Source organism: Citrobacter sp. Cpo030, assembly GCF_030333005.1.
Taxonomy (GTDB): domain Bacteria; phylum Pseudomonadota; class Gammaproteobacteria; order Enterobacterales; family Enterobacteriaceae; genus Citrobacter; species Citrobacter portucalensis.
On the sequence record NZ_JAOWGT010000056.1, the window covers coordinates 116,997 to 130,920 of the forward strand.

The following is a 13,924-nucleotide window of genomic DNA, read 5'->3' on the forward strand; positions in this document are numbered from 1 at the left end:
TATAGTTATCATCCGGTGGCGCTGTGCTTACCGGGCTTACCAGGTGCAGCATGACCTGTAGGCCGGGCAAGCACAGCGCCACCCGGCATTTTTATTGAGCTGAAAACGTGAACACATTAGAACAAACAATTGGCAATACGCCTCTGGTGAAATTACAACGTCTGGCGCCGGATAACGGCAGTGAAATTTGGGTCAAGCTGGAAGGCAATAATCCCGCGGGTTCGGTGAAAGACCGCGCCGCGTTGTCGATGATCGTCGAAGCGGAAAAGCGCGGAGAAATTAAGCCCGGCGACGTGCTGATTGAGGCCACCAGCGGTAATACTGGTATTGCGCTGGCAATGATCGCCGCGCTGAAAGGCTACCGCATGAAGCTGCTGATGCCAGACAACATGAGCCAGGAGCGACGTGCGGCGATGCGTGCTTACGGGGCTGAACTGGTTCTGGTGACCAAAGAACAGGGGATGGAAGGCGCGCGCGATTTAGCCTTTGAGATGGCGCAGCGTGGAGAAGGTAAGCTGCTGGATCAGTTTAATAATCCGGATAACCCGTACGCGCATTACACCACCACCGGACCGGAAATCTGGCAGCAGACGTCAGGTCGTATCACCCACTTTGTCTCCAGTATGGGAACGACAGGCACCATTACCGGCGTGTCGCGTTTTCTGCGTGAGCAAGAAAAAGCGGTAACTATCGTTGGCCTGCAGCCGGAAGAGGGCAGTAGTATTCCGGGAATTCGCCGCTGGCCTGCGGAATATATGCCGGGTATTTTTAACGCCTCGCTGGTGGATGAAGTGCTGGATATTCATCAGAATGATGCGGAAAACACCATGCGTGAACTGGCCGTTCGCGAAGGGATTTTCTGTGGTGTTAGTTCTGGCGGCGCGGTGGCGGGAGCGTTACGCGTAGCGCGAGCGACACCAGGGGCAGTGGTGGTGGCGATCATCTGCGATCGCGGCGATCGCTACCTTTCAACCGGCGTGTTTGGCGAAGAGCACTTTAACCAGGGATTAGGGATTTAGTTTGTAGGCCTGATAAGCATAGCGACATCAGGCAAACGCATGACACGATCGCCGGATGACGACGTAAAGCGTCTTATCCGGCCTGCCATGATCAATCGTTACGTTTTTCTACCAGTTTATCAAGGAATTGCCACAGCTTTTCATTCATCTGCTGGTAATCCCAGGTACGCATCTCTTCCACAGTGCGGATGAAGCGCTTGCCTTTAGCTTCCGCCAGTTCTTGTTCGGAGTGTTGAATCAGCCCTTCAATTGCATCAGCCGTAAACTCCATATGGCACTGAAAACCATAAACAAAATTACCGTATTGTACGATTTGTCGTGGACAGCCCTCGCTTGCGGCAAGAATGGTCGCCTGGTCGGTTAGCCCTGGCATGTCGTTGTGCCAGTGACCGACGGTGAGCGGTGAGCCGAAATGGCCGAACAACGGGTGCTGTTGGCCTGCCTCGGTCAGGGCGATCGGGTAGTGACCAATCTCTTTTTCCGGGCTTTGGCATACTTTCGCACCCAGCGCTTCGCCGATTAACTGTGAACCCAGGCAGATCCCCACCACAATTTTACGTGCCGCAATCGCCTGGTTGATCAGATGCTGCTCGGCCTGAGAATCAAAGTACGGACACTCTGCCAGTGTGGTTCGTGGTGACTGCGGACCGCCAAATACCACCAGCATATCGAAGCCATCGGCATTAGCCGGGACCGCTTCTCCGGCATAAACGCGCGACCAACTGAGGGTATAGCCGCGTGATTCGGCCCACAGCAGATACGCGCCAGCAGATTCAAAAGACTCATGAATAACAAAATGAACTCGCACTTTTTCTCTCCTGTTAGCGCTTTAGCGCCTGATGGATATCAGCCGCCAGCTTATCAATGTCGCTGTCAGTTAAGGTTGACAGCGTAATACGCAGGCCGTGAGCAGGTGTATTGACGCCAAACACTTCGCCTTCCCGCACCAGCCAGCCGGACTTTGCCAGCGCAAAAGCGATCGCCTGGCTGTTATCTTCCAGCGGTAGCCACATATTCAGACCGTCACCAACGGGCAACTCAATGCCATGTCGCCGCAGAGCAGCCGTCAGCTTATGCTGCTGGGCTGCGTAAAACTGCTGAGTTTGCGCCAGCGTGTGTTGATAAGTCTCATCGCTCAGGCAGGCGTAGGCCAGATCCTGCAGCAGATGGCTGACCCATTGACTGCCGGAGTTGAGCCGTAAACGCAGTTTTCCGGAAGTGAGCGGATCGCTGGCCACGATGGCGAGGCGTAAATCCGGACCTAACGTTTTTGACATCGAACGGACAATCGCCCAGTGCGTGGTTTCCTTCGCAATCACCGGATACCAGTGGCAAGCAGATAGCAGCGCAAAGTGGTCGTCGACGATCACCAGCGTCTGCGGATAGCGGGCCAGGATTTCCTGCAATTGCGCCGCGCGTGATGCGCTCAGACTGCATCCTGTGGGGTTGTGCGCGCGCGGTGTCAGAATTACTGCCCGCGCGCCTTTCTGTAGCGCGAGTTCCAGTTGGTCCGGCAGCATGCCTTCGTGGTCGACGTTGGCCGGGCTGGCTGAGAATCCGGTATAGCGCAGCATGTTGATGCTGCTCAAAAAGCATGGATCTTCAACGACAACGCTATCACCAGGCAGTAAATGGGCGCACAGTAGCCGTTCGATAGCATCAATGGCGCCGCTGGTGATATCAATTTCCCCTTTGCCGGGCATAGCATCCTGCATCCATTGTGATGCCCACACCTTAAGTCCAGGTGATACAGCGGCATCGCCGTACAAGCGCGGATTCTTATTTATCTTTGCGAAATAACTACTCAGATCAGGAAGACGCGAGGGCGTTGGATTACCGCCGGAAAGATCGATAAGCGGGGTATTCGGATTACCACCTTCCAGCGCAGCGGGGGCCGCAATTCCCTTAATCACCGTGCCGTTGCGTCCCAGGCTCTGTGCCAACCCGGAGGTGACCAGGCGTTTGTAAGCCGCCGCGACAGTATTGCGGTTCACGTTTAATTCCGTTGCCAGTTCACGCACTGGCGGCAACGTTTCTCCCGCTGCCAGCGTGCCTGTAGTGACATGTTGACGGATACTGTCAAAAATTTCGTTAGCGGTTTTTCCGTCGATCATTATTGACCTATGACAAAATGAATTTTAGCATATGACGATAATAATGAGGCGTAGGTCCGCTGTCCAGCGAGAGGAGAAATTTATGGAGCAGGAGAGTGATATCCAGTCAGTGCTCTTTGACGACACGCATCGGGCGTTACAGACCGATATCGTCGCCGTCCAGTCACAGGTGGTGTATGGCAGCGTAGGCAACAGCATCGCTGTCCCGGCCATTAAAGCGCAGGGGTTACGCGTGACGGCAGTACCCACGGTGCTGTTCAGTAATACCCCGCATTATGAAACCTTTTACGGCGGCGTTATTCCGCCCGACTGGTTTAGCGGCTATCTCCGCGCCTTAAGCGAGCGTGATGCCTTGCGTGAGCTAAAGGCGGTGACTACAGGGTACATGGGCAGTGCGGAGCAAATCGCCTTGCTGGCACAGTGGCTGGAAACCGTTCGGGCCACGCATCCGGACCTGTGCATTTTGGTCGACCCTGTGATTGGCGATACGGATAGCGGCATGTATGTGAAAGCCGAAATCCCGGAAGCTTATCGTCAGCACCTGCTGCCGCTGGCACAGGGGCTGACTCCAAATGTATTTGAGCTGCAAATGCTGAGCGGAAAGCAGTGTCGTACGATTGATGAAGCCATTACGGCGGCACAATCACTGCTCACTGACACCCTGAAATGGGTGGTGATTACCAGCGCGCCGGGGGATACCGAAGAGATTATTAACGTTGCGGTGGTGACGGCTGAAACGGTTGAGGTGTTAGCCCATCCGCGAGTGAAAACGGATCTGAAGGGGACTGGCGATCTGTTTTGTGCAGAGCTGGTGAGCGGCCTTGTACTGGGGAAAACGCTGACGACTGCGACGCACGACGCCGCGCAGCGGGTGCTGGACGTGATGACGTGGACGCACCAGTGCGGTTGTGATGAATTAATTCTGCCACCGGCAGGGGAGGCGCGATGAAGAGTTACCGGCTGGTCGTTCGCCAGAATGGACGTATGGTTGGACATTTTGACACCAACGGGGCAGCAGCGCTGGAAGATATCTGTGTAGCGCGGGCCATGTTTGGTATTGCGGGTGGCTACGACTGTGAATTGTTAGTGGCGGACTCGGAGCGACGGATGCTGGAAAGCGGGCCGGAAGGGATGAAAATTCTGATGCGCGAGGCGTGTTACCGACCGGTCACCTTACAGATTTAATGCCGGATGGCGGCACATATGCCTTAGCCGGCCTACGTTACGGAGTTCGTTGTAGGCCGGATAAGCGTAGCGCCATCCGGCAGGGTTTTGATATCCATCAGATAAAAAAAATGGCGCCTGATGGCGCCATTTTTCTCTGCAAAAAGAATTACTTCTTGATGCGGATAACCGGAGTCTCACCCACTGTCACGCTACCGGACAGTTTGATCAGCTCTTTGATTTCGTCCATGTTGGAGATAACAACCGGAGTCAGGGTAGACTTGGCTTTTTCTTCCAGCAGCGGCAGATCGAATTCAATAACCGGGTCGCCCACTTTCACGCGCTGACCTTCTTCAGCGATGCGTTTGAAGCCTTCGCCTTTCAGTTCAACGGTATCAATACCGAAGTGAACAAACAGCTCAATGCCGCTGTCGGATTCGATAGAGAAAGCGTGGTTGGTTTCAAAGATTTTGCCGATGGTGCCATCAACAGGGGCAACCATTTTGTTACCGGTTGGTTTGATAGCGATGCCATCACCAACGATTTTTTCAGCAAAAACTACATCCGGCACGTCTTCGATGTTGACGATCTCGCCAGAGAGCGGAGCAACGATCTCAATAGTTCCGGTGTCTTTCTTATCATCAGAAACCAGAGATTTCAGTTTATCGAACAAACCCATGATCTTCTCCTAAGCAGTAAATTGGGCCGCATCTCGTGGATTAGCAGATTGTTTTTTCTTCAATGAACTTGTTAACCAGCGTCATTAACTCGTCCGTTGTCGGTTGAGCAAGAGCCTGCTCTGCTAACACCTTCGCATCTTCGAAGTTCGTGTTACGGATAATCTTCTTAATGCGCGGGATAGAAATGGCGCTCATAGAGAATTCGTCCAGACCCATCCCCAGCAACAGAAGTGTAGCACGTTCGTCGCCTGCAAGCTCACCACACATGCCAGTCCATTTGCCTTCAGCATGAGAAGCATCAATAACTTGCTTGATCAGCGTCAGCACAGATGGCGACATTGGTTGGTAAAGGTGTGAAATCATATCATTACCACGGTCAACTGCCAGGGTGTACTGCGTTAAATCATTGGTGCCGATACTAAAGAAATCAACTTCTTTGGCTAAATGACGCGCAATTGTTGCCGCAGCCGGTGTTTCCACCATCACGCCAATCTCAATGCTCTCGTCAAATGCTTTACCTTCGTCGCGCAGTTCCTGTTTGTAGATTTCGATCTCTTTGCGCAGTGCACGCACTTCTTCAACAGAGATGATCATTGGGAACATGATGCGCAGTTTGCCGAAAGCAGAGGCGCGCAGAATAGCGCGAACCTGGTCACGCAGGATCTCTTTACGATCCATGGCGATACGCACGGCACGCCAGCCCAGGAACGGGTTCTCTTCTTTCGGGAAGTTCATGTACGGCAGCTCTTTATCGCCGCCGATGTCCATGGTACGGACGATGACCGCCTGAGAGCCACAGGCTTCAGCAACGGCTTTATACGCAGCAAACTGTTCTTCTTCAGTTGGCAGCGATTCACGGTCCATGAACAGGAATTCGGTGCGGTACAGACCCACACCTTCAGCGCCGTTACGCTCAGCGCCTTCAACGTCACGAACGGTACCGATATTGGCGCAAACTTCAACCTGATGTCCGTCCAGCGTGATAGCTGGCAGATCTTTCAGCTTAGCGAGTTCAGCTTTCTCGGTAGCAACCTGCTCCTGAACGGCACGCAGTTGCTCGATAACGTCGTTGGTCGGATTGACGTAAACCTGGTTGTTTACGGCATCCAGAATCAGATAGTCGTCGTTTTTCACCTGAGAGGTGACGCTACCCGTACCTACGATGGCAGGCAGTTCCAGAGAACGCGCCATGATAGAGGTATGGGAAGTACGTCCGCCCGCGTCAGTAATGAAACCCAGCACCTTGTTCAGGTTCAGCTGTGCAGTTTCTGACGGGGTCAGGTCTGCGGCTACCAGGATAACTTCGTCCTGAATAGCGCTCAGGTCGATAATTGCCAGACCCAGGATGTTACGCAGCAGGCGTTTACCGATGTCGCGTACGTCAGCCGCACGTTCTTTCAGGTATTCATCATCCAGCTCTTCCAGGGCTGTGGCCTGACCTTCGATAACTTCATGCGCAGCTGCATCAGCCGTCATGTTCTTATCTTTAATCAGGGCTATGATTTCCTGCTCCAGCTCCTCATCTTCGAGCAGCATGATATGCCCTTCAAAGATGGCTTCTTTTTCTTCACCGAACGTTTCACCAGCTTTGGTTTTGATCGCTTCCAGTTGCGCAGATGCCTTGGCACGACCGCTCAGAAAACGTTCAACTTCCTGATCAACCTTGTCGGCAGAAATTTTTTTCCGGTCAATGACGATCTCGTCTTCTTTCAGCAGCAATGCTTTACCGAAAGCGATACCCGGGGATGCTAAAATGCCTGAAATCATAACCCTACCTTACTTGTGACTGATATTTAAAAGAACTCGTTGAACTTACTCGAGTTCAGCCATCAGTTTAACCAGATGCTCAACTGCTTTCTGCTCGTCTTCACCTTCTGCGGACAGGGTGACAACGGTACCCTGAGTCAGGCCCAGAGTCTGCAGTTTAAACAGGCTTTTGGCGCTAGCGCTTTTGCCGTTAGAAGTCACAGTAATATCAGAAGTAAAGCCTTTTGCTTCTTTAACAAACTGAGCAGCAGGGCGAGTATGCAGACCGTTCGGAGCGGTAATGGTAACTTCTTGCTGGAACATTATATTTCCCCAACTTATAGGTTTAGTGTTGTGGAACTAAAGTCTAGCCTGGCGGCTTAACTTTAGCCTGTATTGTTAGCATCGGCGTAAACTGGACGCGACACAAAAGGAGTTCGGTGCAATCCGTTGCTGGCAACTTCTTGCCGCTGACGTTTCGTTCGTCATTAAACATTATGCCGCGAAAGGAAGAGTTGAACCAAATCATAAAATCGATTCAGCTAGCGCTTTTCCTGTAACGATTAATTTCGCGCATCAAAATAATTAGTTTGGTTAAATACCAGTTCCGGCGGGCTGAATCAATGCCAGGCGAGTTGAAACTTTGAAGCAGGCCACAAAAAAGCACCCAAAAGGGTGCTTTTTTACGCGTTTTTAACATGCTGGCACTACTGTTGCAGTTCTTTCTCTGTGAAGAGATCGGCAAACAGTGCAGTGCTCAGATAACGCTCACCCGATGACGGTAGAATAACCACTATATTCTTATTGGTAAAGGTTTCATCTTCCTGGAGCTTAAGCGCGGCAGCAACTGCTGCACCGGAAGAGATCCCAGCCAGAATACCTTCTTCTTCCATCAGACGACGCGCAGTAGAAATAGCTTCATCATTAGTGATGGCAACGACTTTATCGATAAGCTTCAGATCAAGGTTACCAGGAATGAAGCCTGCGCCAATGCCCTGAATTTTATGCGGGCCTGGTTTGAGTTCTTCACCTGCCAGCGCCTGAGCGATAACAGGGGAGTCGGTAGGTTCAACCGCGACGGTGATCAGATCGGTTTTGCCTTTAGTGCCTTTAATGTAACGGGTCACACCAGTCAACGTACCGCCGGTACCGACGCCGGAAATAAAGACATCAACCTGGCCATCGGTATCTTCCCAGATTTCCGGGCCGGTGGTTTTTTCGTGGATTTCCGGGTTTGCCGGGTTGCTGAACTGCTGCAGCAGCAGGAATTTTTCCGGATCGCTGGCGACAATTTCTTCCGCTTTCTGAATCGCGCCCTTCATACCTTTTGCGCCTTCGGTCAGCACCAGGTTAGCGCCCAGCGCTTTTAAGAGTTTGCGGCGCTCAATGCTCATAGTTTCAGGCATGGTCAGAGTCAGTTTGTAACCGCGAGCGGCGGCAACGTAGGCCAGCGCGATCCCTGTGTTGCCGCTGGTTGGTTCGACCAGCTCTACACCCGGTTTCAGTACACCACGTTTTTCGGCATCCCAAATCATGTTGGCACCGATACGGCATTTGACGCTAAAGCTCGGGTTGCGTGATTCCACCTTCGCCAGAATGCGTCCGTTACCGATACGGTTCAGTCGAACCAGCGGCGTATGACCGATAGTCAGCGAGTTGTCTTCAAAAATCTTACTCATGGCCTGTCCTTAACTGTATGAAATTGGGATACCGCTTCAGCATACCTGTTGAGAAAGTATGGGGAAGTAAGGAATTCGTATATCTATATGCCACCAGGAAATAATGCGTTGCAGTATGGAATAAGAGCGGGCATAAGCCAGCCCGCTTTTACACATTTTTGCATTACTTCCATAACGCGTGCTTAGCACGATAGCAGTCTACCCACATCGCCGTGGCACCACAAACCGCGACCGGCATGATGAACAGATTGAGCACCGGAATCATGGTGAACAGGCTGGTCAATGCGCCAAATTGCATATTGGTGACCTTGCGTGTGCGCAGCGCGACGCGCATCTCCTTAAAAGGCACCTTATGGTTATCAAACGGATAATCGCAGTACTGAATGGCCAGCATCCACGCGCTGAACAGGAACCACAGCACTGGGGCGACAGTCTGCCCAATACCCGGAATGAAATAGAGGATCAGCAACACGACGGCGCGCGGGAGATACCACGCCAGCTTTTGCCATTCACGTTTCATAATACGGGGAACATCTTTCATGATGCCGAGAACGCCGGTATCAGGCGGTGTCGCACCTGTTAAGCGCGCTTCCAGTTGTTCAGCCAGCAGACCGTTAAACGGCGCGGCAATCCAGTTGGCTATGGTGGAAAACAGGTAGCCGAACACCAGTAGTACGGAGATAGTGACAATCGGCCACAGCAAATAGCTGAGCCACTGAAGCCAGTCAGGGACGTGGCTCATCAGCGCGGGGATCCAGCTATCGAGTTGTGTGAATAGCCACCAGAATGCGCCGCCCATCAGCAGGATATTCACCAGCAAAGGCAGGATGACAAAGCGACGAATGCCCGGTTGGCTGATGAGCTTCCATCCCTGTGAAAAGTAATAAAGGCCGCTGCGAGGTACGACTGCAGATGATGAAACCATGGTCAGGACATACTCCTTGTTATATAAGCTCTGGTAAACTTTGCGTATCTTACCGGGTTGTTGAGCGTTAAGCTGTTCAGAAATGTTCGAAAAAACAGCAAAAAGCACAATTTTGTTCATCTTTATGCCGTGAAAGCCAAGAGTGCACTTGCACTTGGCGTAATCGACAAATACTCTTAGTGAGTAAATGTTTGCCGTGGTGGCAAGGTGTTAGAACAACAGAGAATATAATGATGCAGGATTTGCGTCTGATATTAATCATTGTTGGCGCGATCGCCATAATCGCTTTACTGGTACATGGTTTTTGGACTAGCCGTAAAGAGCGGTCTTCTATATTCCGCGATCGCCCACTGAAACGCATGAAGTCTAAACGTGAAGACGAGGATTCGTTCGACGACAACGTCGAGGAAGACGAAGGCGTGGGCGAAGTTCGCGTTCATCGTGTGAATCATGCTCCCGGTAACGTGCAGGAACATGGTGTTCCTCCTCAGTCGCCGCAACACCAGTACCAGCCGCCTTATGCGTCTGCTCAGCCGCGTCAACCCGCGCCGCAGCCTGCACAAGCGCCGGTACCGCCGCCGCATGCTCAGCAGCAGCCTGTACAACCGCAGCAGCCGGTGCAACATCAGCCTGTTCAGCAGCAACCTGTGCAGCAGCCGATGCAGCATCAGCCCGTTGCTCCGCAGGTTCAGCAGCCCGTGCAGCAAGCACCGCAACCTGCGCCGCAGACTTTCCAGCCCGCAGAGCCTGCCGTTGAACATCAACCGCAGCCTGAGCCGGTAGTTGAAAAAGCACCTGTTGCTGAAAAACCGCAGCGTAAAGAAGCGGTCATTATTATGAACGTTGCGGCGCATCACGGTAGCGAGCTCAACGGTGAAGTGCTGCTCAACAGCATTCAGCAAGCCGGTTTTAAATTTGGCGATATGAATATTTTCCATCGTCATTTGAGCCCGGATGGCAGCGGTCCGTCGCTGTTCAGCCTTGCCAATATGGTTAACCCAGGAACGTTTGATCCCGAAATGACGGGTGATTTCAGCACCCCTGGCGTGACTATTTTCATGCAGGTTCCGTCCTATGGGGACGAGCTGCAAAACTTTAAGCTGATGTTGCAGTCCGCACAGCACATCGCCGATGAAGTGGGTGGTGTGGTGCTCGACGATCAACGTCGCATGATGACGCCGCAGAAACTGCGCGAGTATCAGGACCGCATCCGCGAAGTTAAAGAATCTCACGCCTGATTCTCCTCTGGCGTGACATCTCCTTGCTAAACCCCCGCCTGTCGGGGGTTTTTTATCATTGATGGTGCGATATGGAATCAATCGAACAACAACTGACAGAACTGCGAACCACGCTTCGCCATCATGAGTATCTCTACCATGTGATGGATGCGCCGGAAATTCCCGATGCGGAATATGATCGCCTGATGCGTGAACTGCGCGAGCTGGAAGCGCAGCATCCGGAACTTATCACCCCCGACTCACCAACCCAACGTGTTGGCGCCGCCCCGTTAGCAGCGTTCAGCCAGATTCGTCATGAAGTGCCAATGCTGTCGCTGGATAACGTGTTTGATGAAGAGAGTTTTCTCGCCTTCAACAAGCGTGTGCAGGACAGACTGAAGAGTACGGACAAACTAACCTGGTGCTGCGAACTGAAGCTGGACGGACTGGCGGTCAGTATCCTGTATGAAAACGGTGTGCTGGTCAGTGCCGCAACGCGTGGTGATGGTACTACGGGTGAGGATATTACCTCGAACGTGCGCACTATTCGTGCGATCCCGTTAAAACTGCGTGGCAATAACATTCCGACGCGTCTGGAAGTGCGCGGTGAAGTGTTCCTGCCGCAGGCCGGATTTGAAAAAATTAACGAAGAGGCCCGCCGTACTGGCAACAAAGTGTTTGCTAACCCGCGTAACGCGGCGGCCGGGTCATTGCGCCAGCTCGATCCGCGTATCACAGCGAAGCGACCGCTTACTTTCTTCTGCTATGGCGTTGGTGTGCTGGAAGGTGGTGTGTTGCCTGATACCCACCTGGGCCGTCTGCTGCAATTTAAAGAGTGGGGATTGCCGGTGAGCGACAGAGTTACGCTTTGCGACTCTCCGGAGGAAGTACTTGCTTACTATCACAAGGTTGAAGAAGACCGACCGACGCTGGGATTCGATATCGACGGTGTGGTGATCAAAGTCAACTCTATGGTGTTGCAGGAACAACTGGGTTTTGTTGCCCGCGCGCCGCGCTGGGCTGTGGCCTTTAAGTTCCCGGCGCAAGAGCAGATGACCTTCGTACGTGATGTTGAGTTTCAGGTTGGACGCACCGGGGCGATTACGCCTGTCGCCCGCCTTGAGCCAGTTCAGGTTGCCGGGGTGTTGGTCAGTAACGCCACCTTGCACAATGCGGATGAAATTGAGCGTCTTGGTTTGCGTATTGGCGATAAAGTCGTCATTCGCCGTGCGGGCGATGTCATCCCGCAGGTAGTAAACGTCGTGCTTTCCGAGCGCCCGGACGATACGCGTGAAATTGAGTTTCCCACCCACTGTCCGGTATGCAACTCAGACGTTGAGCGTGTGGAAGGCGAAGCGGTTACTCGCTGTACCGGTGGTTTAATCTGCGGAGCGCAGCGTAAGGAATCGCTGAAACACTTCGTTTCCCGCCGTGCGCTGGACGTTGACGGCATGGGCGACAAAATTATCGATCAACTGGTCGAGAAAGAGTATGTCCACACGCCAGCGGATCTCTTCACACTGACCGCAGGCAAACTGACCGGTCTTGATCGTATGGGGCCGAAATCGGCACAAAACGTGGTGAATGCGCTGGAAAAAGCGAAAGAAACAACGTTTGCCCGTTTCCTCTACGCGCTGGGTATTCGCGAAGTCGGCGAAGCTACGGCGGCTGGTCTGGCGTCACATTTTGGCACCCTTGAGGCGCTGGAAGCGGCCTCTATTGAAGAGCTACAAAAAGTGCCGGATGTCGGCATTGTGGTAGCGACCCACGTGTTTAATTTCTTTGCCGAAGAGAGTAACCGCGAGGTGATCGTCCAACTGCTGGCGCAGGGTATCCATTGGCCAGCGCCGGTGGTCATCAACGCTGAAGAAATCGACAGCCCCTTCGCGGGTAAAACGGTGGTGCTGACCGGGAGTCTGAGCCTGATGTCACGCGATGACGCCAAAGCGCGACTGACTGAGTTGGGTGCAAAAGTGGCCGGTAGCGTATCGAAGAAAACCGACCTGGTGATTGCCGGTGAAGCGGCGGGGTCGAAACTGGCAAAAGCGCAGGAACTGGGTATTGCCGTAATCGATGAAGCTGAAATGATCCGCTTACTGGGTGCCTGAGATGGAAAAAGAGCAACTGGTTGAAATCGCCAATACCGTGATGCCCTTTGGCAAATATAAAGGGCGTCGGCTGATTGATGTACCGGAAGAGTATCTGCTGTGGTTTGCCCGTAAGGATGAATTCCCGCCGGGCAAGCTCGGCGAGCTGATGCAAATCACGCTGCTGATTAAAACTGAAGGGCTGACGCAACTGGTGCAGCCCCTGAAACGCCCGCTCTAAGCCTTTGCGGCGCGGCTTTTCTGCTGCGCCTGCAATGCGTCCGTTTGTTGCTTGTAGCGACGTGCCAGCACGGCACACACCATCAGCTGAATTTGATGGAAGATCATCAACGGCAGCACCATCATTCCTATCACTGACGTCGGGAACAGAATATTTGCCATTGGGATCCCATTTGCCAGGCTCTTTTTCGATCCGCAAAAGACAATGGTGATCTCATCGGCTTTGTTGAAGCCGCATTTACGCGCAACAAAGACGTTGATGCCAATCACGATTGCCAGCAATACGATGCTGACCACCACGATAAACAGCAGCGAGCCAATCCCCACTTTGTGCCAGATCCCGTTAACCACGGCTTCACTGAAGGCGGAGTACACCACCAGCAAGATGGAGGATTGGTCCGTTTTGGCGATCCATTTTTTATGTCGGGACACCCAATTACCAATCCACGGACGTGAAAGATGTCCCAGTACGAACGGCAGCAGCAGTTGCAGCATGATTTTCCCCACCTGCTCCAGACTGCCTTCTGCGCCGTGCATATTCATTACCAGGCCAACCAGCAACGGCGAGAGAAAAATACCCAGCAGGCTGGAGGCCGAAGCGGAACACACGGCAGCGGCAACGTTACCCCCCGCCAGCGACGTAAAAGCGATTGCCGACTGCACCGTGGCCGGCAAAATACACAGGTACAGGAAACCGGTGTACAGCATCGGGTCAACATTAACCGGCGCCCACCAGGCGAACAGAACACCCAGTACCGGGAAAACAACAAACGTGCTGCACATCACCCATAGATGCAAACGCCAGTGACTACCGCCAGCAATAATGGCTTCACGCGAAAGCTTCGCCCCGTGCATAAAAAACAACAGGGCAATGGCAGCGGTGGTTAAGCCTTCAAAGAAAGGCACAAAGCCACCCTTGGCCGGGAAAAAGGACGCCAGTAATACGACCGTAATCAACGTTATCGTGAACGGATCAAGGATACGAAAAAGTTTCATAAAAGCTCCTGAAATTCGGTAGGAACATTTTGCGTTTTTCTGTTTGAGAAATAAAAT

At 52.8% G+C, this 13,924-nt stretch carries 14 protein-coding genes; 6 read left to right on the forward strand and 8 right to left on the reverse strand.

Annotation, left to right across the window (positions count from 1 at the left end):
• Positions 1-107 precede the first annotated feature (107 nt).
• Positions 108-1,019, forward strand: a complete 912-nt coding sequence (gene cysM, locus OGY37_RS10130) for a cysteine synthase CysM (protein WP_123267679.1) — start codon at positions 108-110, stop codon at positions 1,017-1,019.
• A 91-nt stretch (positions 1,020-1,110) separates the two neighbouring features.
• Here cysM and OGY37_RS10135 read toward each other — a convergent pair whose 3' ends face one another.
• Both OGY37_RS10135 and ptsJ read right to left on the reverse strand, forming a co-directional pair.
• The gene (locus tag OGY37_RS10135) at positions 1,111-1,827 is read right to left on the reverse strand and encodes a type 1 glutamine amidotransferase (protein WP_286620722.1); all 717 of its coding nucleotides are present in this window, start codon (positions 1,825-1,827) and stop codon (positions 1,111-1,113) included.
• 13 nt (positions 1,828-1,840) lie between these two features.
• Entirely contained in the window at positions 1,841-3,133 is a 1,293-nt protein-coding gene (ptsJ, locus tag OGY37_RS10140) for a MocR-like B6 salvage transcription factor PtsJ (protein WP_191214161.1), read from the reverse strand.
• An 82-nt stretch (positions 3,134-3,215) separates the two neighbouring features.
• Between ptsJ and pdxK the strand changes: the two genes are divergently transcribed.
• Both pdxK and OGY37_RS10150 read left to right on the forward strand, forming a co-directional pair.
• Positions 3,216-4,082, forward strand: a complete 867-nt coding sequence (pdxK, locus tag OGY37_RS10145) for a pyridoxine/pyridoxal/pyridoxamine kinase (protein ID WP_286620725.1) — start codon at positions 3,216-3,218, stop codon at positions 4,080-4,082.
• Positions 4,079-4,318: a cytoplasmic protein gene (locus OGY37_RS10150; RefSeq protein ID WP_123267675.1), complete on the forward strand. Its 240-nt coding sequence runs from the start codon at positions 4,079-4,081 to the stop codon at positions 4,316-4,318. The genes pdxK and OGY37_RS10150 overlap by 4 nt, the downstream gene beginning before the upstream one ends.
• Before the next feature lie 148 nt (positions 4,319-4,466).
• Here the strand turns inward: OGY37_RS10150 and crr are convergent, their stop codons facing one another.
• From crr to cysZ, 5 genes are all read right to left on the reverse strand, one after another.
• The gene (gene crr, locus OGY37_RS10155; protein WP_000522253.1) at positions 4,467-4,976 is read right to left on the reverse strand and encodes a PTS glucose transporter subunit IIA; all 510 of its coding nucleotides are present in this window, start codon (positions 4,974-4,976) and stop codon (positions 4,467-4,469) included.
• Between the two features lie 40 nt (positions 4,977-5,016).
• Positions 5,017-6,744: a phosphoenolpyruvate-protein phosphotransferase PtsI gene (gene ptsI, locus OGY37_RS10160; RefSeq protein ID WP_079939139.1), complete on the reverse strand. Its 1,728-nt coding sequence runs from the start codon at positions 6,742-6,744 to the stop codon at positions 5,017-5,019.
• 45 nt (positions 6,745-6,789) lie between these two features.
• On the reverse strand, positions 6,790-7,047 hold the full coding sequence (gene ptsH / locus OGY37_RS10165) for a phosphocarrier protein Hpr (RefSeq protein ID WP_003038086.1): 258 nt from the start codon (positions 7,045-7,047) through the stop codon (positions 6,790-6,792).
• A 383-nt stretch (positions 7,048-7,430) separates the two neighbouring features.
• Positions 7,431-8,402: a cysteine synthase A gene (cysK, locus tag OGY37_RS10170; RefSeq protein WP_003038091.1), complete on the reverse strand. Its 972-nt coding sequence runs from the start codon at positions 8,400-8,402 to the stop codon at positions 7,431-7,433.
• A gap of 163 nt (positions 8,403-8,565) precedes the next feature.
• Complete coding sequence (cysZ, locus tag OGY37_RS10175; protein WP_123267674.1) at positions 8,566-9,327, reverse strand: sulfate transporter CysZ; 762 nt, start codon at positions 9,325-9,327, stop codon at positions 8,566-8,568.
• Between the two features lie 230 nt (positions 9,328-9,557).
• Between cysZ and zipA the strand changes: the two genes are divergently transcribed.
• The 3 genes from zipA (at position 9,558) to OGY37_RS10190 (ending at position 12,872) form a co-directional block, all read left to right on the forward strand.
• Complete coding sequence (gene zipA / locus OGY37_RS10180) at positions 9,558-10,565, forward strand: cell division protein ZipA (RefSeq protein ID WP_286620729.1); 1,008 nt, start codon at positions 9,558-9,560, stop codon at positions 10,563-10,565.
• A 71-nt stretch (positions 10,566-10,636) separates the two neighbouring features.
• Positions 10,637-12,652: an NAD-dependent DNA ligase LigA gene (gene ligA / locus OGY37_RS10185; protein WP_286620731.1), complete on the forward strand. Its 2,016-nt coding sequence runs from the start codon at positions 10,637-10,639 to the stop codon at positions 12,650-12,652.
• 1 nt (position 12,653) lies between these two features.
• On the forward strand, positions 12,654-12,872 hold the full coding sequence (locus OGY37_RS10190; RefSeq protein WP_003038102.1) for a DUF3820 family protein: 219 nt from the start codon (positions 12,654-12,656) through the stop codon (positions 12,870-12,872).
• Here OGY37_RS10190 and OGY37_RS10195 read toward each other — a convergent pair.
• Positions 12,869-13,867, reverse strand: coding sequence for a bile acid:sodium symporter family protein (locus OGY37_RS10195; protein WP_003834916.1), 999 nt, complete (start codon positions 13,865-13,867; stop codon positions 12,869-12,871). The genes OGY37_RS10190 and OGY37_RS10195 overlap by 4 nt on opposite strands.
• Between the last annotated feature and the right edge of the window lie 57 nt (positions 13,868-13,924).

Bases quoted from the DNA above. Each gene is read 5' to 3' on its own strand.
- ptsJ (WP_191214161.1), bottom strand. From the start codon at position 3,133: ATGATCGACGGAAAAACCGCTAACGAAATTTTTGACAGTATCCGTCAA.
- pdxK (WP_286620725.1), top strand. From the start codon at position 3,216: ATGGAGCAGGAGAGTGATATCCAGTCAGTGCTCTTTGACGACACGCAT.
- OGY37_RS10150 (WP_123267675.1), top strand. From the start codon at position 4,079: ATGAAGAGTTACCGGCTGGTCGTTCGCCAGAATGGACGTATGGTTGGA.
- crr (WP_000522253.1), bottom strand. From the start codon at position 4,976: ATGGGTTTGTTCGATAAACTGAAATCTCTGGTTTCTGATGATAAGAAA.
- ptsI (WP_079939139.1), bottom strand. From the start codon at position 6,744: ATGATTTCAGGCATTTTAGCATCCCCGGGTATCGCTTTCGGTAAAGCA.
- ptsH (WP_003038086.1), bottom strand. From the start codon at position 7,047: ATGTTCCAGCAAGAAGTTACCATTACCGCTCCGAACGGTCTGCATACT.
- cysK (WP_003038091.1), bottom strand. From the start codon at position 8,402: ATGAGTAAGATTTTTGAAGACAACTCGCTGACTATCGGTCATACGCCG.
- cysZ (WP_123267674.1), bottom strand. From the start codon at position 9,327: ATGGTTTCATCATCTGCAGTCGTACCTCGCAGCGGCCTTTATTACTTT.
- zipA (WP_286620729.1), top strand. From the start codon at position 9,558: ATGATGCAGGATTTGCGTCTGATATTAATCATTGTTGGCGCGATCGCC.
- ligA (WP_286620731.1), top strand. From the start codon at position 10,637: ATGGAATCAATCGAACAACAACTGACAGAACTGCGAACCACGCTTCGC.
- OGY37_RS10190 (WP_003038102.1), top strand. From the start codon at position 12,654: ATGGAAAAAGAGCAACTGGTTGAAATCGCCAATACCGTGATGCCCTTT.
- OGY37_RS10195 (WP_003834916.1), bottom strand. From the start codon at position 13,867: ATGAAACTTTTTCGTATCCTTGATCCGTTCACGATAACGTTGATTACG.